The organism is Aggregicoccus sp. 17bor-14, from assembly GCF_009659535.1.
Classification (GTDB): Bacteria; Myxococcota; Myxococcia; order Myxococcales; family Myxococcaceae; genus Aggregicoccus.
Window position 1 is genome coordinate 1 of sequence record NZ_VJZZ01000007.1, and the last position, 25,167, is coordinate 25,167.

The following is a 25,167-nucleotide window of genomic DNA, read 5'->3' on the forward strand; positions in this document are numbered from 1 at the left end:
CCTCGGCGGACACCTCAAGCGCAACGGCCCCCCCGGCTGGCAGACGCTGGCCCGCGGCCACGAAGCCCTCACCGCCGCTCTCGTCGGCTTCCGCGCCGCAACATGTGATCAATCTTGAGGAACATTTCGTCCAGGGACTCGCGCGCCCCCGGAGCGCAGCGCAGGCCGACGCCCCGCCGCGCTGGGCACCCGCGGAAGGAGACCGTCCCCCCGGCTCCTCCTCAGAGCGCAGGTGTCCCCGGAGCTCTATCGCCTCACCCTGCGTCGCCCGCGTCGCTCGCGCCCCGTGCGACGCGGAAGCGAAACGGGTAGGTGACGGTGACGGAGCCGCCGCGCGGCGCCGGGAACTGCGCGTCCTCCAGCGCGTCGATGAAGCACGCGAGGAGGAAGGGGTCCTGGATGCTCGTCTCCGCCACCTCCGGGTTGCGCATCCGGCCCGCCCCCCCGTTGCCCTCGAGCGTGAAGCGCAGGCGCACCTGCTGCGGTCCGGGGTAGCGCTCCGTCACGTCCATGAAGCACTCGCGGATGAGCGGACGCACCGCCTCCACCGCGGCCCGCAGCGCGTCGCGGTCCACCGTGCCCGTGGGCCCTGCGTCTCCGGGGTCCACCTGGGCCTCGGCGAGCGCACCGGGGGTGAGCGGGTCCTCTTGCGTCGGGGGCGCCGCCGCCGCCAGGGCCGTCTCGGTCGGCGTCGCCGCGGGGGCCGCCGCCGCCGCGGTGCTCGGCGCCACGGGGCTCGGCTCCGGGCGCGCAGGCAAGGGCGCGGGTGCGGCGGATACCACCGGCGTCGGCGTACCTCCGCGGGTGAGCCACAGCGCCACGCCGCACAGCAGCAGGAAGGGGAGGGCGACCCAGATCAGGAGCGACTTGCCGGACATGGCCTCAACTTAGTGCCGCGCAGCAGCCGTGCGCGTGTCCTCTGGACGCAGAGGTCGGCCGCCCACCGGGCAGGACGCTCAGTCCCAGCCGAGGGCCGCCTCGAGCTGCGCCTGCAGCGCGGTGACGGGGGCGCGCGGCAGGCGCTCGAGGGAGAAGCGCTCGACGAGCTCGGCGGCGCTGACGGGGCTGCCGTCGCCCAGCCCGCTCCAGAGGGCGAGCAGCCCGAGCGCCCGCTCGGGAGGGAGCCCCCGCGCGCGCAGGTCCGCGAGCGCGAAGGCCCCCTCGCGCTTGGCGAGCCGCTTGCCGTCCTCGCCCAGCACGAGCGGCACGTGCGCATACGCGGGCGGAGGCGCGTGGCCGAGCGCTTCGAACAGCAGCAGCTGGCGCGGGGTGGAGCCGAGCAGATCGTCGCCGCGCAGCACGTGGGTGATGCCGCTCGCCGCATCGTCCGCCACCACGGCGAGCTGGTAGCTGGCCACCCCGTCGTTGCGCCGCACCACGAAGTCCCCTACCGCCTGGGCGACGTCCTGCTCCACCGCGCCGTGCACGCCGTCCACGAAGCGCACCCGCGTTCCCTCCGGCACGCGGAAGCGCAGCGCGGGAGCGCGCGTGCGGGCGCGCGCTTCGGCCTGCGCCGTGGACAGGTGCGCGCAGGTGCCGGGGTAGCGGGGCCCGTCGTCGAAGGGGCCGTGCGGAGCGCTCGCCGCGCGCGCGACCTCGGCCCGCGTGCAGAAGCAGGGGTAGATGCGCCCCTCGCGCGAGAGCCGCTCGAGCGCCTCGCGGTACGCGCCTGCCTCCTCGCGCGCACTCTGGAAGAGGGGCGGCTCGTCCCAGTCCAGGCCCAGCCACCGCAGGTCCTCCCACAGCACCTGCACGTGCTCGGGGCGGCAGCGGGCGCGGTCCAGGTCCTCCACGCGCACGAGGAAGCGTCCGCCGGCGGCGCGCGCCTGCAGCCAGCCCAGCAGCGCGCTGCGGGCGTTGCCCAGGTGCATCCTGCCGGTGGGGCTGGGAGCGAAGCGGCCGCGCATCATGACGTGGCGCGCACCCTAACGGAGTGCACCGGAGGCTGCACGGGCCGCGAGCCGTGGGCATAGTGCGCGGCGACATGCGCTTCGTTCACTGCTCCGACGTGCACATCACCGGCGACTACTTCCGCAGCCCCCTGCGCCTCGGCTGGCGCCGGTGGGTGGCGCTGCTCGAGCTCACGGCGGGCGGCCGCGCGCGCGCCTTCCGCGAGGCGCCCGCCACGCTCGCGGCCATCTCCGGGGCGGCCGAGCGCGAGGGCGCCCACCTCGTCGTCTCCGGCGACCTCACGGCGTACGCGCTCGAGGAGGAGTTCGAGGGCGCCCGGCGCGCCCTGGGCGCCCCGGCCGGGGACCCGCGCCGCTGCACCGTGGTGCCGGGCAACCACGACACCTTCACCCGCGGCAGCGTGCGCTCGCAGCGCTTCCAGCGCCACTTCGGCCACCTGCTGCACAGCGACCTGCCCGAGCACCAGCGCGAGGGCGCCTTCCCCTTCGTGCGCCTGCTGGGCGAGGGCGAGGACCGCGTGGCGGTGGTGGGCCTGTGCAGCGCCCGCCTGCCGCCCATGCCGGGGCTCTCCTACGGGCGCATCGGCGCCGCGCAGCTCGAGGGGCTCTCCGCGCTGCTCGCCGACCCGCGCCTCGAGGGCCGCGCCGTCCTGGTGGTGGTGCACCACGCGCCGCTCACCCGCCTGCAGCGCGCCGACCGCGCCCACCATGGGCTCGTGGACGCCTCCGCCCTGCTCGCCCTGCTGCAGGGCCCCCGCTTCGCCGTGCTCCACGGCCACATCCACCAGCGCTACCACCACCCGGCCACGGCCACCCGCCCCCACCTCTTCGGCGCCGGCTCCTCCACCCAGGCGGGCCACCAGGGCTACTGGGTCATCGAGACGCAGCGCGGCATGGTCCTGGGCGGCAAGTCCGAGGCTCCCGTTCACTAGCACGCAAGGACGAGGACCAGGCGAGCGAGGCCATTTCACGCGGTGTGTACCTTGGCACGCGGGCCCGGTGACCCAAACCTCTCCTCACCGAAACAACCAACCACGCGGGGGACGCAGGGCCGGACCCGCGGACGAGGACCGACAACTATGAAGGCACGCAAGGTGGGAACCCTGGCTGTGGTCGCGGCAACGCTGGGGCTGGCGGGGACCGCGGCGGCGCAGACGACCACGGGCGAGGGCTCGCAGACGACCACGCAGACCACGACCACGACCCAGGGCAGCGACGCCACCACGTACGACACCACGAACCACGCGGGCCCGGACCGCTCCGGCGTCTACGTGCTGCTGGGCGGCGGCATCCAGGGCTACACGGGTGACCTCGGCGATGCGATCTCCGTCGGCCCCGAGGCCGGCGTGTACCTCGGCCTGCAGCCCTTCCCGCTCATCGGCCTCGAGCTCGGCTACACGGGCGGCCTGCACAACTTCAAGACCAACCTGCGTGACGGCCCCGACTTCATCCGCCACGGCGCCCAGGCGGCCGTGACTCTCGGCGCGCCGCTGGGCGCCGTGAAGCCCTACGCGCTGGCCGGCATCGGCGTGGACTTCAGCACCATCCGCTCCACCGCGCTGACCAACAGCAACACCGACACCGGCGGCTTCGTCCCGCTGGGGGCGGGCCTCAACTTCGCCGTGGGCAACTTCGACATCGACGCGCGCTTCACCTACCACGTCCTCTTCGACAAGGCGTCCTTCAACGCCAACCAGGAGACGGGCGGCGGGCGCTACCAGGCGCAGCTGAGCCTGGGCTTCACGCTCTAGTCAGCGCCTGAGTCGAACTGGCCGTGGCGGCCGGCGCCCTGCGCAAAGCGCTGGGCGCCGGGCACCGCCTCGGCCTGCAGCACCTCGGTGCCGCGCACGAACTCCGCGCGCAGCGCCTCCTGCAGCGCGAGCCCCTCGCCCTCGTACGCCGAGAGGCGGTCCGCGCGCAGGCAGGCCTGGGGAAAGGCCGCGAGCTCGCGCGCCAGCTGCTCGGCCGCGCTGCGCCCCTCGCCCCGCGCCACCACCCGGTTCACCAGCCCCATCGCGAGCGCCTCGGGGGCCCCCACGGGCCGCCCGGTGAGGATGAGGTCCAGCGCGCGCGAGAGCCCGATGAGCCGGGGCAGGCGCACCGTGCCCCCGTCGATGAGCGGCACGCCCCAGCGCCGGCAGAACACCCCCAGCACCGCGTCCTCCTCCGCCACCCGCAGGTCGCACCAGAGCGCGAGCTCCAGGCCCCCGGCCACCGCGTGCCCCGAGAGCGCCGCCACCACCGGCTTGCTCAAGAGCATGCGGGAGGGCCCCATGGGGCCGTCGCCCTCGGGAGCGAGGTGCGGCATGCGCCCCCCGGCCACCGCCTTGAGGTCCGCCCCGGCGCAGAAGGTGCCGCCCTCGCCCCAGAGCACGCCCACGCGCGCGTCCGGGTCCGCGTCGAAGGCGCGGAAGGCCTCCGCCAGCGCCTCGGCGGTCGCGCGGTCCACGGCGTTGCGCACCCCGGGCCGCTGCAGGATGACGGTGGTGACGGGGCCGCTCTTCTCGACGCGCACGCTCATCGGAGGCTCCAGGGAGGAGGCCGCAGCCTCGCACAGCGCTCAGCCCAGCGGGGGAAGCCGCGCGAGCAGCGCCCCGAGGTCCGGCTCCAGCAGGTCCGGCTCCGCCGTGCGCAAGAGCTCCTTCGGGTGGGTGCCCCAGGTGAGCGCGTAGGTGCGCAGGCCCGCCGCGCGCCCCGCCCCCATGTCCAGCGTGGTGTCCCCCACCATCCACAAGCCCTGCGTGCCGAGCGCCGCGAGCGCGCGCAGGACGACATCCGGCGCCGGCTTGTGCGCGAAGCCGTCCGTGCCCTGCACGTGGTGCAGCAGGGGCGAGAGCCCCATCGCCTCCACGAAGCGGCGCGCCATGTCGGTGCGCTTCGTGGTGGCCACGGCGAGCAGGTAGCCGCGCTCGCGCAGCGTCGTGAGCGCCTCCACCACGCCGGGGAAGGGGCGCGAGTGGTCCGTGAAGTGGCGCGGGTAGTACTCGCGGTAGTGCGCGCACAGCGCCGCCACGTGCTCCCCGGGCGCGAGCTCGGCGTACATCGCCTCGAGCGGCTCGCCGATGAGCGCGCGCACCTGCTCGGCGCCCGGCGAGGGCAACCCCAGCGCCTCGAAGCCGTGCAGGAAGCTGGAGATGATGTCCGGCAGCGAGTCCACCAGCGTGCCGTCGAGGTCGAAGACGATGCCGCGGGCGGCGCGAGAGGGGAGGGAGGAGTCGGGGCTCAAGGTGCGCGAGACATAACCCGCATCCCGGGCGCCGCGCGCGCTCACAGCCGCCCACCCTGACAAGCTGCGCGCAACGGCGCTACAACCTGAGGGCATGGACGCCGAGCCCTCCGCCGAGCCTTCCCTGGAAGAGCTGCGCCTGCTGCGCACCCTGCACCGCACGGTGGACGACCTGCTCGAGGAGAGCCTCAAGGCGCGCGAGACGCTGGCGCAGACCTTCCGCCGCCTCTTTCCCCCGCTGCTGCAGCTGCTCGGCGCGCGCGCCGTCGCCGTGAGCACCCGCAACGAGGAGCTGAGCGAGCAGACCTTCCACGCGGGCGACTGGGGCGGCCAGCACCCGGGCGCGCTGCTGCTCGCCGCGCCCGGCGCGCGGCGCCACGGGCCCGACACCCTCTACACGCAGGCGCTGGACGTGGTGGGCACCGCGGTGGGCAGCATCGGCGTGCTCTTCCCCGGAGACCACGAGGCCCCGCTCGCCGCCGCGCGCCTCGCGCGCGCCGTGGACACGGTGGCCGAGCAGCTGGACACCGTGCTGTGCCTCGTGCACACCGCGAGCGAGAAGCACCAGCTCATCCTCGAGTGCAACGCGCACCTGGGAAACCCCGTGTTCGAGGCGGGCATGGACCAGGCGGTGCTCGCCCTCAGCCAGCGCGTGAACCTGCCCGGCTTCCTCTTGCTCTACCGCGACGCGGTGCGCCCGGGGCTCCTGCACTACCGCACGTACCGCCGCGGCCACCTCGAGCACGAGAGCGGCGAGCGCCCCTCGCAGGCCCTCGAGCGCGCCATCGCCGCGCGAGGGCCCGAGCTCATCGGGCGCGCGGCGTCCGCGGGCAGCGGCCTGCGCGAGGTGCTGGGCCCGGTGCGCACCACCGAGGCGGTGCTCATCTCGGGCGCGGCGAACGCGAGCTACGACCCCCTGGGCAAGATCGTGGTCTGGAGCGACGAGGGCTTCAGCGCTTACACCCTGGACCTCATCCGCGTGCTGGCCTCCACGCTGAGCCAGCGCCTGCTGGACTACAACCGCGAGCGCATCCACCTCTCGCAGTTCTTCAGCGCGGGCGTCATCGACCAGCTGCTCGCCGACCCCGACTACGCCCAGCTCCTGCGCGCGCAGGACCAGGAGGTGGGCATCCTCTTCGCGGACATCAACGGCTTCACCCGCATGTGCGAGCAGGGCTTCGAGAGCCCCAAGAGCATCGGGCGCTTCGTGGACGAGTGGAGCGCGCGCGCGGTGGACTGCATCTGGGCCCACGGCGGCGTGTTCGACAAGATGGTGGGCGACTGCGTCATCGGGCTCTTCGGCCCGCCCTTCTTCAAGGGCAGCCGGCTCGAGCGCGCGGAGGGCGCGGTGCGCGCGGCGCAGGACATCGCCCGCTATACGGAGACCCTCAGCGCCCGCGAGGAGGTGGCGCGCATCTGCCGCGGCGTGGGGCTGCCGGGGCTCGGCGTGGCCATCGGGGTGAACCTCGCGCACGCGCACTGCGGCCTCTACGGCCCCAACCAGCAGTACACCGCCTTCAGCAGCGGGATGAACCAGACCGCGCGCCTGCAGAGCCTCGGCGGCTTTCGCGAGACGCTGCTGATGGCGAGCGTGAGGGAGGTGCTCGCGGGCTCCGAGGACCCCGCGCTGCGCGCGCTGCGCTTCGGCCCGCTCACCGAGACGCCGGTGAAGAACGTGGCGCAGCCGCTGCGCCACTACCGGCTGCTCTAGGGCTGGGAAACGCTAGCCCTGCAGCGCGCCGCCCACGTAGGGGCGCATGAAGTGGATCCACTTGCGCGAGTCCACCTCCACCTGCCACTCGGTGTTGGGCACCAGGCGCAGGCGCTCCCTCAGGAAGGTCTCCAGGTGATCCGCCGCGGCCACCGGAGTGAGGCCGGGCGCGCGAAAGCCCACCCGCAGCAGCACCTCGAGCGAGGTGGGGGAGACGTCCACGGAGGCGCAGATCCGCAAGGGCCCCACGCGCCGCTGGTAGGCCGCGTCGTCCACCGGGCGCAGGGTCGAGTCCTCCTCGCCCTCGGGCTCCTCGAGCGGTATCCAGTTGTGCGGCGCGAGGACGAAATCGAGCAGGTCCGCGCTGGCCTCTTCGACGGTCGCGTTCTCGTGGACGGAGAGCATCTGCACCTCCTTCACTTCGGGCCGTGTCTCCAGAATGTGCCCACGGCCTCGGGCGGCGCAAGGGGCCCCCCCACCCACCCTGTGCGCGCGCTCGGGGCAGGTGCCCCTAGCGCTCGCGCTTGCCGATGAACAGGGTGTGGCGCGGCCCCTTGGTGGCGCCCGCGCGCGCCGGCGGGCTCGTCACCTGCGCCGCGAAGCCCGCCTGGCCCATGCGCTTGAGGAAGGCCGGGTCCGGCGCCGCGCTCCACACGCCCAGCAGCCCCCCGGGCCGCAGCGCGCCGTACGCCATGGCGAGCCCGGTGAGGCTGTAGAGCCCGAAGTTGTCGTCCTGCGTCAGGGCGCGCGGGCCGTTGTCCACGTCCAGCAGGATGGCGTCGAAGGTGCCCGCGTGGCGGCCCATGAGGCTGCTCACGTCCCCCTCCACCACGGTCACGCGCGGGTCCTCGAGCGGGCGCCCCGCGAGCTCCGCGAGCAGGGTGCGGTTCCACGCCACCACCGCCGGCATCAGCTCCGCCACGGTGACGCGCGCATCGCGCGCGAGGTGCGCGAGCGCCGCGCGCACCGTGTAGCCGAAGCCCAGGCCCCCCACGAGCACGCGCGCCTTGGGGCGCCCCTCCAGGGGCGCGCAGGTGGCGTGCGCGAGCGCCTCCTCGCTGCCGTGCACGCGGCTGCTCATGAGCAGGTGCCCGCCCACGCGCAGCACGTACTCGTCCCCGCGCCGCGCGAGCACCAGCTCGGCTCCTTCCGGGGTGTGGGCCTTCTCCAGCGTCTCCCAGGGCTTCATGGGTTGAGCATCTCGGTGTGCCAGGGGCTACCCACGCCGTCTCGCGCGTAGACGAGGCGCTCGTGCAGGCGGCTCGCGCGCGCGTGCCAGAACTCGATGCGCCGGGGCACCACGCGAAAGCCCGACCAGTGGGGCGGGCGCGGGATGGGCTTGCCCTCGTACTGGCGGGTGAGCGCCTCCACGCGCTGCTCGAGCTCCTCGCGCGACTTGAGCGGCCGGCTCTGGGCGCTCGCCCACGCGCCCACCTGGCTGCCGCGCGGGCGGCTCTGGAAGTACGCGTCCGCCTCCTCGGGGCTCACCGGCTCCACGCCCCCCTCGATGCGCACCTGCCGCTCGAGCGGGGCCCAGTGCAGCACCAGCGCCGCCTTCGGGTGCGCGAGCAGCTCCTCGCCCTTGCGGCTCTCGTAGTTCGTGTAGAAGACGAAGCCGCGCGCGTCGAACTCCTTGAGCAGCACCACGCGCGCCGAGGGCTGTCCGTCCGGGCCCACCGTGGCGACCACCATCGCGTTGGGGTCCACGGGGATGGCCGCCCGGGCCTGGGCGTACAGGGCAGCGAAGCGCTCGAAGGGATCGTGCGGGAGGTCCACGCCGCATAGATAGCAGCCGCCCCCGCCCGTGCCATTCCCAATTGACTTGCGGGGCCCGGGCGCCCAAGGGTGCGCACCCCATGAAGGTCCTCTTCCTCTCCTCCGAGGTCCACCCCTTCTCCAAGACCGGAGGGCTCGCGGACGTGGCGGGCGCGCTGCCGGCGGCGCTGGCTGCCCTCGGCCACGACGTGAAGGTGGTCACCCCGCGCTACCTGGAGGTGCGCGACCCGCGCCTCCAGCCCACCGGGCACGTGCTGCAGCTGCGCTTTCCCTTCGGGCCGCTCGGCGGCCCGCTGCTCTCGGTGAAGCTCTCGGCGCGCCACGAGGTGCTCTTCCTGGACTGCCCCGCGCTCTACGGGCGCCCCGGGCTCTACGGCGACGGGCACAGCGAGTTCGCGGACAACGCGCGCCGCTTCGCCTACCTGTGCGCGGGCGCGCTGCAGGCCGCGCAGCGCGTGGGCTTCGCGCCGGACATCGTGCACCTCAACGACTGGCAGACGGGGCTCGCCGCGGTGGCGCTGCGCACCGGCTTCCGGCAGGGGGCGCTGGCCCGCGCGTGCACCGTGTTCACGGTGCACAACCTCGCCTACCAGGGGCACTTCCCCAAGGGCGTGATGGACGAGCTGGGGCTGCCCTGGAGCCTCTTTCGCGCGGAGGGCGGGCTCGAGTTCTACGACGGCATCAACCTGCTCAAGGCGGGGCTCGTCTTCTCCGACGCGCTCACCACCGTGTCGCCCACGTACGCGAAGGAGATCCAGACCCCCGAGCAGGGCTACGGGCTGGACGGGCTCCTGCGCGAGCGCGCGGAGGACCTGCACGGCATCGTCAACGGCATCGACGTGGGGGAGTGGGACCCGCGCACGGACCCGCACCTGCCCCAGCGCTTCGGCCCCGGAGACCTCGCGGGCAAGGCCGCCTGCAAGCGCGCGCTGCTCGAGCGCTTCGAGCTGCCCGCGCAGGGCGCCGCGGGCGAGGCCCCGCTCTTCGCCACCATCACCCGGCTCGCGCACCAGAAGGGCGTGGACCTGCTGCTCGCGGCGCTGCCGGACCTGCTCGCGCGGGGGGCGCGCTTCGTGGCCCTGGGCAACGGGGACCCGCGCTACGAGGCTGCGCTGCGGGAGCTCGCCCACGCGTGGCCGCGCCAGGTGGGCGTGCACATCGGCTTCGACGTGGCGCTGAGCCACCTCATCGAGGCCGGCGCGGACTTCTTCCTCATGCCCAGCCGCTACGAGCCCTGCGGCCTCAACCAGATGTACTCGCAGGCCTACGCCACGCTGCCCGTGGTGCGCGCCACCGGAGGCCTCGCGGACACGGTGGACGCGGGGCCCGAGGGGACCGGCATCGCCTTCGGCCCCTTCGAGCCCGAGGCGCTGCAGGGCGCGCTCGACCAGGCGCTCGCGCTCTACGCGGACGCGCCCCGCCTCGCGCGCTTTCGCGAGCGCGCGCTCGCCCGCGACTTCTCCTGGGCCGCGAGCGCGCGCCAGTACGAGGCGCTCTACCGCACGCTGCTCGCCGCGCCGTCCGGCGCACGCTAGGCTCGCTGCCCCGTGGCGCAGAGAGACCAGAGCACGCGAGGGCAGGGGAGGCGCGGCGCGGCGCGGGCCACGGCGCTCGCGCTGCTGCTGCTGCTGCTCCCCGGCTGCCGCTGGCTCACGCTCCGCACCGGGGACATGTCCGGCGCGGTGAAGGTGCAGGACCTCACGCTGCGCTTTCCCAGCCAGACCCAGGGCGAGCTCGCGCTGCAGCTCGTGGTGCAGAACCCCACGGGCGTCCCGGCCGAGCTGCGCGCCGCGCGCTTCGACCTCTCCTTCGAGGGCCAGCACTTCGCCACCGGCATCACCCAGCTGCAGGGCCCGCTCGCCCCCGGCGAGACGCGCTCGCTCGGGGTGCGCTTCCCGCTGGTGCTGCGCGCACCGGGCGAGGGCCGCGCGGGCGTGGGCCAGGTGCGCGCGGCGGTGCTCGGCTCGGTGCGCGTGTCCTTCGACGGCGTGGAGCGCGAGCTGCCCTTCGGGCGGGTGAAGCCGGTGCCGCGCGCGAGCGTGCCGCTGCCCCCGCTCGCGGGCGAGCAGTAGCGGACGCTCAGGCCTTCGCGGCCGGGGCCGGGTCCGTGCGGCCGGCTTCCTTCGCGCCGCCGCCCGAGCCTGCGCCCGAACCGCCCGACGTCCCGTCCCGAGGGGGCTGCGGCTTCGCGCGGGCCACGCGCACGCGGTCGATGCGGGCGCCCTCCTTCGAGTGCACGGTGAAGTGCCAGCCGTTGAAGGAGAAGCGCTCGCCCACGTCCGGGATGCTGCCGGCGAAGGAGGAGATGAAGCCGCCCAGCGTGTCGAAGTCGCCGTCGGGCAGCGGGAAGCCGAAGCTGCGGGTGAACTCCTCGGTCTCCAGCGCCGCGTCCACGAGGAAGCTGCCGTCGGCCATCTTCTCGACGTGCTTCTCCTCCACCTCGAACTCGTCGCCGATGTCGCCGACGATCTCGCGCAGGATGTCCTCGAGCGTGACGATCCCCATGAAGCCGCCGAACTCGTCGACGACCATGGCCATGTGGATCTTCTTCTTCTGCATCTCGCGCAGCAGGTCCCCGATGGGCTTCATCCAGGGCACGAAGTTCGCCGGGCGGATGACGTCCGGCAGCACGATGAGCTCGGGGTGTTGCAGGAGCGGGATGAGGTCGCGCGCGTGCAGCACCCCCACGATGTGGTCCACGTCGTCGCGGTACACCGGGATGCGGCTGTGGTTCTCCTCGGCCAGCACGCGCAGGATCTCCGTGTTGGGCGAGGTGATCTCCACCGTCACCACCTCGGTGCGCGGCACCATCACGTCGCGGCAGCGCTTGTCACTGAGCTCGAAGATGGAGCGGATGAGCTGCGGCGCGCTCTTGTCCACGTCCGGGTCGTTCGCCGCCTGCGCCGCGAGCAGCTTCTCCAGCTCCTCGAGCGGCGGCGGCGGCGGCTCGAAGCGCAGGCGCCGCCCCAGCGGCCGCGCCACCAGGTTGAGCGCGCCGAGCAGCAGCCGCATCGGCGGGTAGAAGAGCAGCACCAGCAGGGACACCAGCCAGCTGAGGCGCAGCGCCCAGCCCTCGGGGTTCTCCGCCGCGATGCCGCGAAAGCCCACCTCGATGAGCGTGGCGAGCACGCCCACGAAGAGCGAGCCCGCCAGCGCGCTCACCACCGCGAGCCAGGGCGCCTGGCCCAGGCGGGTGAAGTCCAGCAGCTGCGGCGGCACGAAGGCGCCGATGGCCGCCGCGAGGAAGCCGGAGAGCACCATGCCCAGCCGCAGCGCGGTCGCGCTCGCCTCCCGGTGCGTCTTGAGCCGCAGCACCCGCCCGCCCGCGCGCGGGTGCGCGAGCGAGAGCTCCTTGGCGCGCAGGTCCGACACGCCGAACAGCGAGGAGTCCGCTGCCGCCACGAGCGCACGCGCAAAGATGAGGGCGAGACAGGCGGCCCACAGGGCCCAGGTAGGCATGGGCGGGGTATTTACCCCGTGCTAAGCCCCCGTGCACCCCTTCCTGAGCGAGCCCCGTCCCGGATGAACCCCTCCTGTGCGCTGCGTGTCGGCCTCGCGCTGCTCCTGCTCCTCCTCCCGGGCGCGGCAGCCGCCTGGCCCGTGGACCTCTCCGTGGACGTGGAGGCGGGGCGCGAGCGCTTCCACAAGCTCACCGTGGTGGACTGGGTACAGGTGGAGGACCCCACCGTCGCGAGCGCCGAGCTGCTGCCGGGCAGCAACGAGCTGCTGCTGAGCGGCAAGCGCGCCGGGGACACGCGGGTCCTGCTCTACGCCCAGGGCACCTTCGCCGTGTGGCGTCTCCACGTCCGCCCCCCCGCGGGGCAGGCCGCCACGCCCGAGCCGGACCCCGCGCCGCTGCTCGCCGCCGGCCGGCGCGCCTGTCCGGGCCTGGAGGCAGGGCAGGGGAGCGAGCCCTTCCTGCGCGCCACCGTGCGCGAGGGCGCCTGCCGCGAGGCGCTGCTCGCGCTGCTGCGCACCGACGCCTTCCACGCGCGCGACCTGGAGCTCACCCTGGACCTGCCCGTGCTGCAGGCGCAGCTCGCGCAGCTCTCCCCGGGGCTCGCCGCGCTGGGGATGCGCGCGAGCTACCGCGGCGCCGGCGTGGTGCTCGAGGGGCGCGCCGCGAGCCCCGCCGCCCACGCGCGCGCGCTGTGGCTGCTGTTCCAGGGCTCGCTCGGGCGCGTCGCGCTCGAGGACCGCGTCACCGTGGAGGGGGACGGCGAGGGGGGCGACGCGGGCACGCCGCCGCCCGCAGCGGAGGCGGCGCCCGGCCGCGACGCGGGCACCGTCGGCCCGGGCTCGCTCGACGCGGGCTCCGTCGGCCCGGCCTCGCTCGATGCGGGCTCGCTCGATGCGGGCTTCATCGAGGTGGTGCCGCCCCCGGCGCCCGCGAAGCGCCGCCGCGCACACTGAAGACGCCGGAAGCTCCGGAAAGTGTGTGCGGGCCCCGTCCGCGCTAGGCTGCCCGCCGGGACTCTCCGGCGCCGTCCGCGGCCGCAGAGCGGGGGACATGCATGGCGCAGCAGCGACTGATGTTTTCGCACGCCTTCGAGGCACTCTTCGCGCGCGCCTTTCGCGGCGAGGTCAGCGAGCGCTGCCGCGCGCGGCTGCACCAGGCGGGGCTGGACCTGGAGCGCCCGCTGCTGCCGGCCTACCCCATCGAGGTGTGGGTGGCGGCGCTCGAGATCACCGTCAGCGAGGTGTTCCCCGAGCTGCCGCGCCCGGAGGGCTACCGGCGCGTGGGCGAGCGCCTCCTGCGCGGCTACGTGCAGACCTTCATCGGGCGCGCGAACTTCAGCCTCCTGCGGCTGCTCGGCCCCGTGCGCGCGCTCGAGCGCCTCTCGGCGCACCTGCGCGCGAACAACAACTTCCAGGAGACGCGCCTCACGCCGCTCGCGCCCGGGCAGTGGCAGCTGTGGATCAACACCGCGGTGAGCGAGCCCGCCTACTACGAGGGGCTCCTGCAGGCGGCGCTCGAGGAGGTGGGCGCGCCCACGCCCCGCGTGCACTCCGGGGTGCGCACTGATGACGGGTGCACGTACCGCATCACCTGGGGCCCGCAGCCCCTTGAAAGCCCTTCCCCCGCTTCCGCTAGTCTCTCGCTCGGACAGCCCGGGGGGGGCCGATGACGACGGAGCAGGTGCTGTTCTCCACGGCCGTGGAGAGTCTCTACCGACAGGCGCTCAAGGGGCGCCTGTCCGAAGTGCTGAAGCTGCGCCTGCGCCACGCGGGCCTGGATCTCACCCGGCCGCTCTTGCCGGCCTACCCGCGCCGCGTCTGGGTGCGCAGCCTGGAGCTCACCGCGGAGGAGCTCTACCCGGGGCTCGAGCGCGAGGAGGCGCTCGCGCACCTGGGCAGCGCCTTCATCGAGGGCTACGCGCACACGCTGGTGGGCGGCGCGGTGATGTCCATGTCCCGGCTGCTCGGGCCCGGGCGCACGCTCGCGCGCCTCACGCGAAGCCTTCGCACCTCGAACAACTACTCGGAGGCGCGCCTCACCGCGCACGCCGCCAACCGCTACGCGCTGTGGGTGAACGAGCCCGCGGACACCGAGGGCTTCATGGAGGGCGCGCTGCGCACCTCCCTGCGCATGGCGGGCGCGCGCGAGCCCCACGTGCAGCGCGTGCGCGCGGGGCCCGAGGCCTGCGAGTACGTGCTCAGCTGGGCGCTCGCCGAGGCGGCCTGAGCCGCTAGGCCTCTTGCGTCCACGCGCCGCGGCGCGTGGGCGCGGCCGCGAGCGCTGCCCCGAGCGCCTGCAGGAAGCGCCGGCGCGGCCAGTCCTCCGCGCCGAAGCGCGCCAGGTGCTCCGTCTCCACCTGGCAGTCCACGAAGTGGAAGCCCCAGCCCGCGAAGCGCTGCACCGCCGTGGCGAAGGCCACCTTCGAGGCGTCCGGGGCGTGGGCGAACATGCTCTCGCCGAAGAAGGCCGCGCCGAGCGACACGCCGTAGAAGCCGCCCACGAGCCTCCCCTCCTCCCACGCCTCGCACGAGTGCGCAAAGCCCAGCCGGTGCAGCGTCACGTAGGCCGCGCGCATCTCGGGCGTGATCCACGTGCCGCTCTGACCGGGGCGCGGCGCCTCGGCGCACGCGTCGATGACGCGCTCGAAGGCCGTGTCCCAGCGCAGCTGGTACGGGGCGCGCTTGAGCGTCTTCTTCAGGCTCTTGCCCACGTGCAGCCGCGCAGGCTCCAGCACGAAGCGCGGGTCGGGCGAGTGCCAGAGCAGCGGCTGGCCCTCGCTGTACCAGGGGAAGATGCCCCGCGTGTACGCGGCGAGCAGCCGCTCGGGGCGCAGGTCCCCGCCCACCGCGAGCAGGCCGCTGCGGTCGGCGCGCTCGGGCGGCGGGAAGTCCTCGGGGTCTTCGTTGAGCAGGTAGATGGGCACGTGCTGCCGCGAGAGCCTAGCGCGAGCCGCCGAGCTTGACCTCGCCCGCGAGCGCGTAGGGGACCTGGAAGCCCTCGCCCGAGAGCGTGCCCTTCAGTGCATAGGGCAGCGCGCCCTTGCGCGTGAGGGGGCGCACGTCCGCGCCGTAGGTCTCCTTCGTGAGGCTCGCCTCCACGTCGTAGACGCCCGTGGAGGCGGCGGCCACCGTGTCGTGCTGCAGGGCGTTGCCGTCCGCGAGCCCCTTGCCCGCCACCCCCAGCGCCCAGGTGAGCCCGCTGAGGCGCAGCGGGAAGGGGTTGGGGTTGTCCACGCCCAGGCCCACCGTGAGCGTCACCTCCTCGGGGCCGTAGCGCGCGGCGTCCAGGCGCTCCACGCGCACCGTGGGCAGGCGCGGGGTGCGCACCGCGCGGCTCGCCGCGAAGGGCAGGGGCTGCACGCTGCCGGCACTGCGCACCTGCAGCGTGCCGCGCAGCGCGAGCAGCAGCTGGCCGCTCTTCTGCGAGAGCGCCTGCAGGGCCTCGGGGCCCTGCACGTAGGTGCGCTCCACGGGGAGCGAGAACCTCGTCGCGGCGCCCGGCTTCAGCGCCACGTCCAGCTTCGTCTCGCCGCGCTGCACCACCTGGCCGTCGCTCACCAGCTCCCAGGTGGCGCTCTCCAGCACCGCCTCGCCCGGGTGCTGCACCTCGCCCTCGAGGCGCAGGGCCACCTGCGTCAGGTCCTGGCGGGCCACCTGCAGCGCCTGGCTCAGGAGCGCGGGGCTTCCCGCGGGCTTCGGCTTCGCGCCTGCACAGGCGAGGAGGGCCAGCACCGGGGCGAGCAGGAGAAGGGGAGCGCGCATGGGTGGGCATTGTGGCGAAGAGCGCCGAGGGCGCGAAAGCGCTTTTCCGCTACAGTGCTCACTACTGCCGTGACGAAGCGACGCCCCAACTTCAACCTCGCCGTGCGTGCGCTCGTGCGCGACATCGCCGCGTCCATGGAGGAGTTCGGCCACGTGCGCGCCGGGCGCATCCTCGTCGTCGCGGGGGAGGCGCGCCGCGCGAGCCGCGGCACCGTGAAGCCCCTGGCCTTCCGGGGCGGCAAGAGCGTGGACGCGAACGGGCGGCGCAAGCCCATCGTGCGGGTGAAGGGGCGGCGGATGCTCTACTGCATCACCCTGCGCCCCCTCTTCTTCCGCCTCTCGACGCCGCAGGCGCGCATCGAGACGCTGATGCACGAACTCTTCCACGTCTCGCGCCGCTTCGACGGCACGCTGCACGCGGGCCGCCGCCACGCGGCGCTGGGCAAGGACTTCTCGCGGCGGCTGCGCCCGCTCGTGCGCCGCTACTTGAAGCAGTGCCCCGCGCACCTGCGCGCCCCCTTCGCCCACCACGGCGAGGTGCGGGTGCTGCAGTGGCTCGAGCGCCCGGGCCCCGCGTACGTGCCGGGCGGCACCCGGGTGCGGCGCGTGTACAGCGAGGACCAGCTCTTCTACGGGGTGGTGCGCATGGTCACCCCGAAGACGCGCAAGGCCGCGAAGGCGGCCAAGCTCGCCAGGGCAGGGGCGAAGCCCGCCGTGAAGCCTCCGGTCGTTCCGTAGGGCAGCCGGGCAGGCGAGCCCCCGCTCGCCGCTCGCACCCACACGCGGCGGGCTGCTGTCCTCCCGCTCCCCGTGTCCAAGCTCCCTCTCCCCCTGGGAGAGGGTCGAGGTGAGGGAAGTGGCCTCCTCACCGTGACCCTCGTTGCCCTGCTTCTCAGCCTGTGCGCCTGCAGCAGCGGCGCGGACCCCTGCGCGCGCACCTGCGAGGGCGTGGACTGCGCTCCGGTGCCCAGCACCTGCGTGCTCGCGCTCGCGGGCACCCCGCCCGAGGCGCCGTGCGAGGGCGTGCCGGCGCAGGGCACCTGCGCCTCCGCGCTCTCGCTGCTGCGCTGCGTGGACGGACAGCGCGTGGAGGAGGCCTGCGCCGAGGGCAGCAGCTGCGGCGAGAGCGGCGGGCTCGCCGGCTGCCGCGCGCCCTCGTGCACGGAAGGGGTGCTGCGCTGCGGGGCCTCGGGCGGCCTCGAGCGCTGCGGCGCGGGCGCGTGGACGGCCGCGCCCTGCACCGCGGGCTGCCAGGGCGACGCGGTGCTGGGCACCTGCGGGGAAGCGCCCGCGCGGCTCGAGGGCACGGTGCGCTTCGCGCGGCGCCTGCCCGCGGCGGACTACAGCGGGTGGGGCCCGGCGGAGCTCGTGCCCGGGCAGGGGCTGCTCGTCGCCTCCTACCGCGGCACGCGCCTGGTGGACCTGCGCGAGACGGACGCCGACGGGCACTTCAGCCTCCAGGTGGCCTCCCCCCTGCCGCTCACCGACGAGGACCAGGTGGTGGTGTACGCGGCGGGGCGCAGCGCGAGCGGTGCCGTGGCCTACGCGGTGGCGGACCCGGGGCTCGCGCCGGACGCGAAGGAGCGCGCGCCCGGGGTGCTGGGCGAAGGTCCCCGCGTGTGGAGCTGGTCGCGCTCGGCGCGTGCCCTCGCGAGCGGCGCGGCCTTCACGCTCGGCGAGCGCGAGGGCGCGGGCGCCGCGCGCCTCTTCGACTCGCTGCGCCTCGCGTGGCGCGAGGGGAAGCGGCGCTACGCGGGCCGCGAGGGGCTGCCGCTCGTCGCCTGGCTCGGCTACGGCACGCGCTGGAGCTGCGGGGCCTGCTTCGCGGGCTGGAGCGTCACGGCCGCCGGGCGGCGCTGGGAGGCGCAGGCCTGGTTCAGCGCGGACGCGGACGAGGGCTACTGGTCGGACGCGGTGAGCCTGCACGAGCTGGGGCACTGGCTCATGGCGAGCTACGGCACGGTGCCGGACGAGGGCGGCCCGCACACGCTCGGGGTGCCCACCTTCCCGGGCCAGGCCTGGAGCGAGGGCTGGGCCACCTTCTTCAGCGCGGACCTGCGCGCGAGCTCCCGCTACTACGACAAGCAGGACGGCACCATGTTCTACGTGGACCTCGCCGAGGAGGGCGCCGTCACCAGCCCCCGGCCCGACGCAGGGCTGCTGCAGCGCCTGGACGAGGCCGCGGTGAGCGCGCTGCTGCTGCGCGCTGCCCGCGCCGCGGGCGCGAGCGCCCCGCTCTACAGCGCGCTCTCCGCGCCGCAGATGAAGAAGAGCCCCTGGGGCCGCGGCTACCGCCAGCACACCTGGCGCATGGACCCGGGCGGCGCCTACGTGGACGTGGTGCAGACGGACGTGCCCGCGCCCGCGCTGCCCGACTTCCTGGATGCGCTCGCGTGCGCGGGCTTCTCGCGCACGGCGCTGGACGCCGCGACCCAGCCCACGCGCGCCTACCCCTACCCGAGCGACAAGCCCCTGTGCCCCTGACCCGCCGCCTCCTGCCGCCCCTGCTCGCGCTGCTCGCCACGGCCTGCGCCCCCGAGCAGCGCCCGCAGCCCACGCACCGCGTGGGCGCGCCGCTCGCGCTCTCCTTCGCCGCGGGGGACGCCGCGCCCGTGGGCGAGCTGCGCCTCGTGCTGCGGGTGGAGGCGCGCGCGCCGCTCCCGGCGCCCGCGCAGGTGGCGCTGCAGCTACCGCGCGGCGTGCGGCTGCTCGAGGGCCCGGGCACGCTCACCAGCACGGTGCGCGCGCCGGGAGAGGTGCAGGCGCTTCCCCTCCACCTCGCGCTCGACGCGGCCCCCGCCTCGGACCTCGTCGCCGAGGCGAAGGTCGCGGCCCCCGGCTTCGGCGCGCGGGCGCGGGCTCTCTGGCGCTTCGGCGCCGCCGCGCCGCTCGAGGTGCAGCCGCGCCCCCGCGGCCCCGAGCTGCCCGCGCTCGCGATGGACGGCGCGCTGCCCTGAGTGCTCCCTCTCCCCCTGGGAGAGGGCGGGGGTGAGGGATGTCCGCCCCGCCGCCCCGGCACGCAGCAGGGCAGGCCGCACGGGCCCGCTCACCCCAGCTTCACCCCATGAACCCGCAGCCGCGAGAGGAGCCCGTCATGGCAGAGAGCCTCGGCTGGGTCTGGGTGCTGACGCTGGCGCTGCTCATCTTCGGCGCGCGCGTCTCACGCCACCCCCACCTGCTGCACTGAAGAGGGCGTGCTAGGAAGCAGGGGGCCATGCGCTTCCTGCCCCTGCTCGCCCTCGTCTCCTGCGCGACCGCCTCGCAGGTCTCTCCCCACCCCGAGTCCCAGGCGGACACGGCCCCTGCCTCCGCGCCCGCGCGCACCTGGCGCCAGCCGAAGGCGGTCGTCATCCGCCACGCCACGGTGATGCCGGCGACGGGCCCGGCCATCGCGGACGGCGCGGTGTCCTTCGCGGACGGCAAGCTGGTCGCGGTGGGGCGCAACGCGGACGTGCCCACGCCGCCGGGCGCCGAGGAGCTGGACGGACACGGCCTCTACGTGACGCCGGGCATCATCGACGCGCACAGCCACCTGGGCGTGTACGCCTCGCCGCAGAGCTTCAGCAACGACGACGGCAACGAGACGAGCGCGCCGGTGACGGCGGAGATCTCCGCCGAGCACTCCTTCTGGCCACAGGACCCGGGGCTGCGGCGCGCGGCGGCGGGCGGCGTGACGAGCCTGCTCGTGCTTCCCGGCAGCGCGAACCTCATCGGCGGGCGCGGCTTCCCGGCGAAGCTGCACTTCGGGCGCTCGGCGGCGGAGGTGCGCTTCCCGGGCGCGAAGGACTCCCTGAAGATGGCCTGCGGCGAGAACCCGCGGCGCGTGTACGGCGAGGGCAAGGGCACGGCGCCCACCACCCGCATGGCGAACGTGGCGGGCTACCGCACCGCTTTCATCCAGGCGCGCGACTACCTCGCGAAGCTCGAGGACTACGAGAAGAAGCGCGCGAAGAAGGGCGGCAAGGAGGCGAAGGACGACTCCGAGCTCGGCCCGCCGCCCTTGCGCGACCTGAAGCTCGAGACGCTGGGCGAGGTGCTCAAGGGCAACATCCTCGTGCAGAACCACTGCTACCGCGCGGACGAGATGGAGGTGATGCTGCGGGTGGCGGACGAGTTCGGCTTCTCCGTGCGCGCCTTCCACCACGCGCTCGAGGCCTACAAGCTGCGCGAGCGCATCGCGCAGAAGGGGACCGCCGTCGCCACCTGGTCGGACTGGTGGGGCTTCAAGCTCGAGGCCTGGGACGGCATCCCCGAGAACGCGGGCCTGCTCTCGCAGGCGGGCGTGCGCACCGTCATCCACTCGGACTCGCCCCTGGGCATCCAGCGCCTCAACCAGGAGGCGGCCAAGGCGATGTGGCGCGCGCGCGAGTCCGGCATCCCCGTCTCCGAGGAGGAGGCGCTGCGCTGGGTGACGCTGAATCCCGCGTGGGTGATGGGCGTGGACGCGCAGACCGGCTCGCTGACGCCCGGGAAGATGGCGGACGTGGTGCTATGGGATGGCCACCCTCTCTCCGTCTACGCGCGCGCCTCGCGCGTCTGGGTGGACGGCGTGGTGACCTACGACGCGCGCACCGGCCCCGCCGAGCCCAGCGACTTCGAGGTGGACGGGCGCGAGGCGGCGCAGCTGGTGGCGAAGCCCGCGCCGCGCCCCGAAGGCCTTCCGGCCGCGTGCGACGCGGCGAAGGAGCCCGCGTGCTCCGCGCCGCTGCCCGTGAGCCGCGACGCCTGCGTCGTCCTGCGCGACGTGACGCTGCTCGAGGCAGGCCGGCTCACCGCGCACCAGCAGGTGCGGGTGCAGGACGGCAAGGTGGCCGAGGTGGGCGCGCTCGCGGCCGCTCCCGCGGGCTGCCGCACGGTGGAGGGGCAGGGGCGGCTCTTGAGCGCGGGCTTCGTGGACCCGCTCACGGGGCTGGGGCTCGCGGACGTGCTCTCGGAGGAGGCGAGCAACGATCTCTCGCCGCGCGGTGACGCCGCGAAGCAGCCGGTCCACGCTGCCCTGCGCGCGGTGGACAGCTTCAACCCGGCCTCCGCCACGCTCGAGGTGGCGCGCCTCGGCGGCGTGACGGCCGCGGGCGCCGCGCCCCAGGGCGGGCTCGTCCCCGGACAGAGCACCTTCGTGGCGCTGGACGGGCGCGTGCGGCGCGACGCGCTCGCGATGCACGTGGTGCTGGGCAATGGCGGCCGCAGCGCGCTCTCCTCCACGCGCAGCGCCACGCTCGAGCGGCTGCGCGAGCTGCTCACGGACGCGCGCGAGTACGGGCGGCGGCGCGCCGAGTTCGAGCGCAACCAGATGCGCGACGTGGCGGCGAGCCGCCTGGATCTCGAGGCCCTGCAGCCGGTGCTCGCGGGAACGCTGCCCGTGGTCGTCACCGCGGACCGCGCCACGGACCTGCGCGCCGCGCTCGCGCTCGCGCGCGAGTTCCGCCTGCGGCTCGTGGTGGCGGGGGCAGGGGAGGGGTGGATGGTCGCGGACGAGCTCGCGGCCGCGCACGTGCCGGTCATCCTGCAGCCGACGCAGAACCTGCCGGCCACCTTCGACAGCCTCAACAGCCGCCTGGACAACGCGGCGCTGCTCGCGAAGGCGGGCGTGCGGGTGATGATCTCCACGCTGGGAGAGCCCCACCAGGTGCGCACGCTCGCGCAGGAGGCGGGCAATGCGGTGGCGTGGGGGCTGCCCTGGGACGAGGCGCTGCGCGCGCTCACGGTGAACGTGGCCGAGACCTTCGGGCTGCCGGGAGGCCACGTCGCCGCGGGGAGCCCCGCGGACCTGGTGCTCTGGAGCGGAGACCCGCTCGAGGCGAGCAGCCGCCCCGTGGGCATGTGGATCGCCGGCGCGCAGGTGCCCTTGCGCTCGCGCCAGGCGGCGCTCTTCGAGAAGTACCGCGCGGGCGTGCAGCCCTAGCGGCCCGCCCGCTTCAGCGCCTCCTCGAACTCGTCGCGGCTGCCGTAGGTGTGCACGCGGCCGCCGATGGCGACCCCGATGATGCCGATGCCGATGGCGACGAGGCGCGAGCGGAAGAGGATGTGGCAGCTGGCGATGGCCGAGCGGTGCGCGCGAAACCACGCCACCCACCGCTCGCGCAGCGCAGGCTCGTAGCCCTCGATGTTCTCGAGGTCCGCGAACACGTGCAGCGCGCGCTCGTGGCCCAGCTGCAGGGCCATGGCCTGCGTCACCGGCCCGTAGAGCGGCTCCTCGGGGGTGCCCGTGTAGCGCCCCACCACCACGCTGGGGCGCACGAAGCCGTACTCCACGCTCCCGCGCGCCGTGGAGGCGCGAGTCATCCCGCCCGGCAGGGGCTCGAGCTGCAGCAGCGCATCGGTCGTGACGGCAGGGCTCGCGTACATGTGGGCGACGGTACGGAGCCCCGCCCGGTCCGGATGCCCTGCCCTCCCGTGCATGTGTGCACTGCCGAACGCACGACGGCCGCCCTCCCGGAGGAGAGCGGCCGCGTCCGGGCCTGCGCTGAGGCGCCCCCGCGCTACGGGCCGGTGTAGATGCCCAGCGCGCCGGCCTTGCCGCCGGACTTGTCCTGCAGCGCGCCGAAGGCCGCCAGCACCCGGCGCCCACCGCCGGTGCGGTCCACGCGGAGGCGGTACACGGGGTGGCCACCGAGCGCACCCAGGGACTGGAAGAGGTGGGTGGCGCCGCTGCCGTTGCCGCTCATGCGGCTGATGCCGCCGCCCCACCAGTAGCCCACCCACAGCGTGTCGCCGCTCGAGTCGTACGCCATCGCGGTGAGGTAGGGATTGAGCAGCTTGTCGGTGAGGTCGCCCGCGAGGTTGCCGCTCGCATTGAGCACGCGCAGGCCGTGGTTGAAGGAGCTCACGTACGCGCCGCCGTCGGGGGTCAGCGCCATGGCGGAGACGTTGTCGTCATCGCGCATCTTCGGCGTGTAGTAGGTGGGCTCGCCGTTGGGCTGAACCTCGTAGAAGGGGTCCGGCCAGATGTCGAGCCGGTTGGCCGCGTACGGGAAGTCCTCCGTCTCGCTCGCCGCCTTCCAGTAGTTGCGGTTGCGCGAGCCGTAGAGGAACTTCACCGAGCGGTTCGCGCCGCCGAACCACACGTCCCCGTTGCCGGTGGGCGCGATGCCGAAGTAGCGGTCGGTCACGGGGCCGGGGCTCTCGCCGTTGCAGTTGCCGTTGTGGTCGCTGTCGCTGCAGCCGGCGATCGCGGGGTGGGTGTGCTCTTCGCCGCCCCAGCAGCTCATCTGGCCGTTGCAGGTGGGGTTGCCGGGGTAGTGCCCATCCCCGCGCGCGAAGCCATGGTTGGCGCCGAACCAGATGGTGTCGGTGGCCGGATCGTAGGCGAGCCGGTAGATGTTGCAGATGCGCTCGCGGCCCTGCGGCTCGCGCGCCACCACGCCGGGGCCCGAGAAGATGTCGTAGTGCACCACCTGCAGTCCGCTCGACGTGAGCGTCACGCGGTCCGCGTCTCCGCTCTTGTAGATGCTCGGATCCGGGTTGGGGCCGTCCCAGTTGTTCTCGCAGTCGTAGGCGCCGGCCGGCGGGGGCTTGCCCTGGTAGCCCACGAACACGGTGGCGCTGCCCGGACCTCCCTCCACCGAGATGACCTTGAGGTACTTGGTGCCCGGCGGGGCGCTGCCGTCCGGCATGTAGCCGTAGGGGCGCAGGCCGTCTGCCATGGTGAAGCGCTCGAAGCGCTCCGCGTAGCCGCTCGCCGTCTTGCGCAGCAGGAAGAGGCCGTCCTCACCGCCGGCGACCCAGAGGTTGCCGCTGCCGTCCGTCGCCACGTCCAGCATCTCGCTCGGGCCCCCGGCCTCGGGCCCGACGAAGCGCCAGCCCTCCAGCGTGGGGTAGGCCTCCGCCGGCAGCGGCTGCGGGCCTGCATCCGGAATCCCCGAGTCAGGCGTGCCCGAATCCGGCGTCCCCGAGTCCGGCCGCCCCGCATCCGGCTGCCCCGCATCCGGCACGCTCGCGTCCGGGGTGCCCGAGTCCGGCACCACCACCGGCCGCTCGTCTGGCTCGACGTTCGCGCCCTCGCTCCCGCCGCACCCCGCCACCGCCACCGCGCCCGCCAGTGCGAGCACCACGCCCCACGTCCCAGCCCGCCGCATCGCCGCCTCGCTCCCGCGTTGTGTCTTCGCGCGCACTCCCGGACCCCTGCACTCCAGGGACCCCACGCGCCGGGGCGGGTGCAGGGCAAGCGGGGTGCCAGCGCCCCTCACGCCCTGGGGGCCGGGCCTTCCGTCCACCAGTACACGCCCGGGTGGGAAGGGTTTTTCCCACTCAGGGCAGCGCGCTGCCCAGGCAGGGCACGCGCACGGCCCGCGCACGGGGGAGCCGGCCGTGATAGGCGGGGAGGCCTCATGGCTGGCAACGACGCACGCGGCGGCCGCACGCCGCTCTCCCTGGTGGGACCCGAGGCGGACCTCGCCTTCTACGCGCGGCTCGCGGCCGAGCGCGCCGCGGGCGGGCCCGTGCTCGTGCTGGGCAGCGCCACGGGCCGCGTGGCGTGGGACCTGGCCGAGCGCGGCCTGAGCGTCGTGGGCGTGGACCCCAGCGAGCGCATGGTGCAGGGCGCCGAGGAGCGCCGCGCGAACGTGGGCGCCGAGGCCTCCGCGCGCGCGCGCTTCCTCGCCGCGGACGTGCGCGGCCTGCGCCTGGGGGAGCGCTTCCCGCTGGTGCTCGCCCCGCAGAATGCCCTGGGGCTGATGGCCACGCTGGAGGACCTCGAGGCCTTCCTCACCACGGTGCGCCTGCACCTGGCCCCGGGCGGCACCTTCGCCTTCGACGTGCTCAACCCCCCGCGGCCCCCCGAGCCGGACGACGACGCGGAGCCCACCGCGGGGCTCGAGCCGCAGCGCCTGCCCTTCGCCTTCCACCTGCGCGAGCGCACCCGCGCGGGCCAGGCCGGCGGCATCCGGCGCCTGCGCCTGCAGCACTTCAGCCCCGAGGAGCTGGACCGCGCGCTCGCCGCCTGCGGCCTCACCGCCCGCGAGCGCTACGGCCGCTTCGACGGCAAGCCCTTCGACGCGGACGACCCGCGCCACATCGGCGTTGCCGGTCTCTGAAACACGGCCTCTAGCTGATGACGTCCAGCTTGAACTTGTAGGGCTTGCTGTGGCTCTCGCCGGGCCCCTCGCTCTCGATGCCCAGCGCGAGCTCGAGCAGGTCCAAGAGCTGCGCCTTGGCCTCCTCGCCGTCGGGCGCGAGCATGATCAGCTCCACGGGCAGGCGGTCCTCGGGCGGCACGGGCTCCGGGTCGATCGCCTTGCCCTCGGCGTCGAGCTCCTCGACGAGCAGGTCCCCGTCCCGGTGGATGGTGTAGCGGCGGTGCATGGTGTGTCTCTCCTGGCTCTCTC

26 protein-coding genes are annotated in these 25,167 nt (G+C 74.6%); 13 read left to right on the plus strand and 13 right to left on the minus strand.

From position 1 onward, the window contains the following. Window positions 1-254 precede the first annotated feature (254 nt). Both FGE12_RS14410 and gluQRS read right to left on the minus strand, forming a co-directional pair. Entirely contained in the window at window positions 255-878 is a 624-nt protein-coding gene (locus FGE12_RS14410) for an AgmX/PglI C-terminal domain-containing protein (RefSeq protein WP_153867059.1), read from the minus strand. 78 nt (window positions 879-956) lie between these two features. Then, window positions 957-1,910, minus strand: a complete 954-nt coding sequence (gene gluQRS / locus FGE12_RS14415) for a tRNA glutamyl-Q(34) synthetase GluQRS (RefSeq protein WP_153867060.1) — start codon at window positions 1,908-1,910, stop codon at window positions 957-959. Window positions 1,911-1,984: 74 nt separating this feature from the next. On the opposite strand from gluQRS, the gene FGE12_RS14420 reads away from it, so the two are divergent. Beyond that, window positions 1,985-2,842, plus strand: coding sequence for a metallophosphoesterase (locus FGE12_RS14420; RefSeq protein ID WP_153867061.1), 858 nt, complete (start codon window positions 1,985-1,987; stop codon window positions 2,840-2,842). A 162-nt stretch (window positions 2,843-3,004) separates the two neighbouring features. After that, on the plus strand, window positions 3,005-3,661 hold the full coding sequence (locus FGE12_RS14425) for a hypothetical protein (RefSeq protein ID WP_153867062.1): 657 nt from the start codon (window positions 3,005-3,007) through the stop codon (window positions 3,659-3,661). Here FGE12_RS14425 and FGE12_RS14430 read toward each other — a convergent pair. Further along, a complete protein-coding gene (locus FGE12_RS14430) occupies window positions 3,658-4,431 on the minus strand; it encodes a crotonase/enoyl-CoA hydratase family protein (protein ID WP_153867063.1) in 774 nt (257 codons plus the stop codon). The genes FGE12_RS14425 and FGE12_RS14430 overlap by 4 nt on opposite strands. A 39-nt stretch (window positions 4,432-4,470) precedes the next feature. Beyond that, window positions 4,471-5,136 (minus strand): HAD family hydrolase, encoded by a 666-nt coding sequence (locus FGE12_RS14435; RefSeq protein ID WP_228530802.1) that lies wholly within the window; start codon window positions 5,134-5,136, stop codon window positions 4,471-4,473. A gap of 94 nt (window positions 5,137-5,230) precedes the next feature. Between FGE12_RS14435 and FGE12_RS14440 the strand changes: the two genes are divergently transcribed. Beyond that, complete coding sequence (locus tag FGE12_RS14440; protein ID WP_153867065.1) at window positions 5,231-6,847, plus strand: adenylate/guanylate cyclase domain-containing protein; 1,617 nt, start codon at window positions 5,231-5,233, stop codon at window positions 6,845-6,847. A gap of 12 nt (window positions 6,848-6,859) precedes the next feature. Here the strand turns inward: FGE12_RS14440 and FGE12_RS14445 are convergent, their stop codons facing one another. From FGE12_RS14445 to pdxH, 3 genes are all read right to left on the minus strand, one after another. Next, window positions 6,860-7,252 (minus strand): hypothetical protein, encoded by a 393-nt coding sequence (locus FGE12_RS14445; protein ID WP_153867066.1) that lies wholly within the window; start codon window positions 7,250-7,252, stop codon window positions 6,860-6,862. 106 nt (window positions 7,253-7,358) lie between these two features. Further along, on the minus strand, window positions 7,359-8,036 hold the full coding sequence (locus FGE12_RS14450; protein ID WP_153867067.1) for a hypothetical protein: 678 nt from the start codon (window positions 8,034-8,036) through the stop codon (window positions 7,359-7,361). Next, window positions 8,033-8,623, minus strand: a complete 591-nt coding sequence (gene pdxH / locus FGE12_RS14455) for a pyridoxamine 5'-phosphate oxidase (RefSeq protein ID WP_194797880.1) — start codon at window positions 8,621-8,623, stop codon at window positions 8,033-8,035. The genes FGE12_RS14450 and pdxH overlap by 4 nt, the downstream gene beginning before the upstream one ends. A gap of 80 nt (window positions 8,624-8,703) precedes the next feature. Here pdxH and glgA point away from each other — a divergent pair, with 80 nt between their 5' ends. Both glgA and FGE12_RS14465 read left to right on the plus strand, forming a co-directional pair. Beyond that, a complete protein-coding gene (gene glgA, locus FGE12_RS14460) occupies window positions 8,704-10,158 on the plus strand; it encodes a glycogen synthase GlgA (RefSeq protein WP_153867068.1) in 1,455 nt (484 codons plus the stop codon). A 12-nt stretch (window positions 10,159-10,170) separates the two neighbouring features. After that, a complete protein-coding gene (locus tag FGE12_RS14465) occupies window positions 10,171-10,695 on the plus strand; it encodes a hypothetical protein (protein ID WP_153867069.1) in 525 nt (174 codons plus the stop codon). Window positions 10,696-10,702: 7 nt separating this feature from the next. Here FGE12_RS14465 and FGE12_RS14470 read toward each other — a convergent pair whose 3' ends face one another. Continuing rightward, window positions 10,703-12,082, minus strand: a complete 1,380-nt coding sequence (locus FGE12_RS14470) for a hemolysin family protein (protein ID WP_153867070.1) — start codon at window positions 12,080-12,082, stop codon at window positions 10,703-10,705. Window positions 12,083-12,145: 63 nt separating this feature from the next. Here FGE12_RS14470 and FGE12_RS14475 point away from each other — a divergent pair, with 63 nt between their 5' ends. From FGE12_RS14475 to FGE12_RS14485, 3 genes are all read left to right on the plus strand, one after another. Further along, window positions 12,146-13,036 carry a pilus assembly protein N-terminal domain-containing protein gene (locus FGE12_RS14475; protein WP_153867071.1) on the plus strand — a complete coding sequence of 297 codons (891 nt, stop codon included), beginning with the start codon at window positions 12,146-12,148 and terminating at the stop codon, window positions 13,034-13,036. Window positions 13,037-13,155: 119 nt separating this feature from the next. Beyond that, window positions 13,156-13,752 (plus strand): DUF2378 family protein, encoded by a 597-nt coding sequence (locus FGE12_RS14480; protein ID WP_194797881.1) that lies wholly within the window; start codon window positions 13,156-13,158, stop codon window positions 13,750-13,752. After that, window positions 13,749-14,309 (plus strand): DUF2378 family protein, encoded by a 561-nt coding sequence (locus tag FGE12_RS14485; protein ID WP_153867073.1) that lies wholly within the window; start codon window positions 13,749-13,751, stop codon window positions 14,307-14,309. Before FGE12_RS14480 ends, FGE12_RS14485 begins: the two co-directional genes overlap by 4 nt. A gap of 4 nt (window positions 14,310-14,313) precedes the next feature. Here FGE12_RS14485 and aat read toward each other — a convergent pair whose 3' ends face one another. Both aat and FGE12_RS14495 read right to left on the minus strand, forming a co-directional pair. Further along, the gene (gene aat / locus FGE12_RS14490; protein ID WP_194797882.1) at window positions 14,314-15,006 is read right to left on the minus strand and encodes a leucyl/phenylalanyl-tRNA--protein transferase; all 693 of its coding nucleotides are present in this window, start codon (window positions 15,004-15,006) and stop codon (window positions 14,314-14,316) included. 16 nt (window positions 15,007-15,022) lie between these two features. Continuing rightward, entirely contained in the window at window positions 15,023-15,844 is an 822-nt protein-coding gene (locus FGE12_RS14495; RefSeq protein WP_153867074.1) for an LEA type 2 family protein, read from the minus strand. Window positions 15,845-15,913: 69 nt separating this feature from the next. On the opposite strand from FGE12_RS14495, the gene FGE12_RS14500 reads away from it, so the two are divergent. The 4 genes from FGE12_RS14500 (at window position 15,914) to FGE12_RS14515 (ending at window position 21,746) form a co-directional block, all read left to right on the plus strand. Beyond that, window positions 15,914-16,582, plus strand: a complete 669-nt coding sequence (locus FGE12_RS14500) for a hypothetical protein (protein WP_194797883.1) — start codon at window positions 15,914-15,916, stop codon at window positions 16,580-16,582. A gap of 132 nt (window positions 16,583-16,714) precedes the next feature. Next, the gene (locus FGE12_RS14505) at window positions 16,715-18,328 is read left to right on the plus strand and encodes a hypothetical protein (RefSeq protein WP_153867076.1); all 1,614 of its coding nucleotides are present in this window, start codon (window positions 16,715-16,717) and stop codon (window positions 18,326-18,328) included. Further along, entirely contained in the window at window positions 18,319-18,801 is a 483-nt protein-coding gene (locus FGE12_RS14510; RefSeq protein WP_153867077.1) for a hypothetical protein, read from the plus strand. Before FGE12_RS14505 ends, FGE12_RS14510 begins: the two co-directional genes overlap by 10 nt. Before the next feature lie 257 nt (window positions 18,802-19,058). Next, window positions 19,059-21,746 carry an amidohydrolase family protein gene (locus tag FGE12_RS14515; protein ID WP_153867078.1) on the plus strand — a complete coding sequence of 896 codons (2,688 nt, stop codon included), beginning with the start codon at window positions 19,059-19,061 and terminating at the stop codon, window positions 21,744-21,746. Here FGE12_RS14515 and FGE12_RS14520 read toward each other — a convergent pair. Further along, the gene (locus FGE12_RS14520) at window positions 21,743-22,189 is read right to left on the minus strand and encodes a hypothetical protein (RefSeq protein ID WP_153867079.1); all 447 of its coding nucleotides are present in this window, start codon (window positions 22,187-22,189) and stop codon (window positions 21,743-21,745) included. The genes FGE12_RS14515 and FGE12_RS14520 overlap by 4 nt on opposite strands. A 134-nt stretch (window positions 22,190-22,323) precedes the next feature. Next, the gene (locus FGE12_RS14525) at window positions 22,324-23,895 is read right to left on the minus strand and encodes a hypothetical protein (protein WP_153867080.1); all 1,572 of its coding nucleotides are present in this window, start codon (window positions 23,893-23,895) and stop codon (window positions 22,324-22,326) included. Between the two features lie 276 nt (window positions 23,896-24,171). On the opposite strand from FGE12_RS14525, the gene FGE12_RS14530 reads away from it, so the two are divergent. Continuing rightward, on the plus strand, window positions 24,172-24,876 hold the full coding sequence (locus tag FGE12_RS14530; RefSeq protein ID WP_153867081.1) for a bifunctional 2-polyprenyl-6-hydroxyphenol methylase/3-demethylubiquinol 3-O-methyltransferase UbiG: 705 nt from the start codon (window positions 24,172-24,174) through the stop codon (window positions 24,874-24,876). Window positions 24,877-24,886: 10 nt separating this feature from the next. Here FGE12_RS14530 and FGE12_RS14535 read toward each other — a convergent pair whose 3' ends face one another. Further along, a complete protein-coding gene (locus FGE12_RS14535) occupies window positions 24,887-25,144 on the minus strand; it encodes a hypothetical protein (RefSeq protein WP_153867082.1) in 258 nt (85 codons plus the stop codon). Window positions 25,145-25,167 lie beyond the last annotated feature (23 nt).

What these genes read in the sequence shown, in the direction of transcription:
- FGE12_RS14445 (WP_153867066.1), bottom strand. Translation starts at nt 7,252, where the DNA reads ATGCTCTCCGTCCACGAGAACGCGACCGTCGAAGAGGCCAGCGCGGAC.
- FGE12_RS14480 (WP_194797881.1), top strand. Translation starts at nt 13,156, where the DNA reads ATGTTTTCGCACGCCTTCGAGGCACTCTTCGCGCGCGCCTTTCGCGGC.
- FGE12_RS14440 (WP_153867065.1), top strand. Translation starts at nt 5,231, where the DNA reads ATGGACGCCGAGCCCTCCGCCGAGCCTTCCCTGGAAGAGCTGCGCCTG.
- FGE12_RS14515 (WP_153867078.1), top strand. Translation starts at nt 19,059, where the DNA reads ATGCGCTTCCTGCCCCTGCTCGCCCTCGTCTCCTGCGCGACCGCCTCG.
- FGE12_RS14450 (WP_153867067.1), bottom strand. Translation starts at nt 8,036, where the DNA reads ATGAAGCCCTGGGAGACGCTGGAGAAGGCCCACACCCCGGAAGGAGCC.
- FGE12_RS14520 (WP_153867079.1), bottom strand. Translation starts at nt 22,189, where the DNA reads ATGTACGCGAGCCCTGCCGTCACGACCGATGCGCTGCTGCAGCTCGAG.
- FGE12_RS14420 (WP_153867061.1), top strand. Translation starts at nt 1,985, where the DNA reads ATGCGCTTCGTTCACTGCTCCGACGTGCACATCACCGGCGACTACTTC.
- FGE12_RS14410 (WP_153867059.1), bottom strand. Translation starts at nt 878, where the DNA reads ATGTCCGGCAAGTCGCTCCTGATCTGGGTCGCCCTCCCCTTCCTGCTG.
- FGE12_RS14470 (WP_153867070.1), bottom strand. Translation starts at nt 12,082, where the DNA reads ATGCCTACCTGGGCCCTGTGGGCCGCCTGTCTCGCCCTCATCTTTGCG.
- FGE12_RS14485 (WP_153867073.1), top strand. Translation starts at nt 13,749, where the DNA reads ATGACGACGGAGCAGGTGCTGTTCTCCACGGCCGTGGAGAGTCTCTAC.
- gluQRS (WP_153867060.1), bottom strand. Translation starts at nt 1,910, where the DNA reads ATGATGCGCGGCCGCTTCGCTCCCAGCCCCACCGGCAGGATGCACCTG.
- glgA (WP_153867068.1), top strand. Translation starts at nt 8,704, where the DNA reads ATGAAGGTCCTCTTCCTCTCCTCCGAGGTCCACCCCTTCTCCAAGACC.
- FGE12_RS14430 (WP_153867063.1), bottom strand. Translation starts at nt 4,431, where the DNA reads ATGAGCGTGCGCGTCGAGAAGAGCGGCCCCGTCACCACCGTCATCCTG.
- FGE12_RS14475 (WP_153867071.1), top strand. Translation starts at nt 12,146, where the DNA reads ATGAACCCCTCCTGTGCGCTGCGTGTCGGCCTCGCGCTGCTCCTGCTC.
- FGE12_RS14495 (WP_153867074.1), bottom strand. Translation starts at nt 15,844, where the DNA reads ATGCGCGCTCCCCTTCTCCTGCTCGCCCCGGTGCTGGCCCTCCTCGCC.
- FGE12_RS14535 (WP_153867082.1), bottom strand. Translation starts at nt 25,144, where the DNA reads ATGCACCGCCGCTACACCATCCACCGGGACGGGGACCTGCTCGTCGAG.
- FGE12_RS14530 (WP_153867081.1), top strand. Translation starts at nt 24,172, where the DNA reads ATGGCTGGCAACGACGCACGCGGCGGCCGCACGCCGCTCTCCCTGGTG.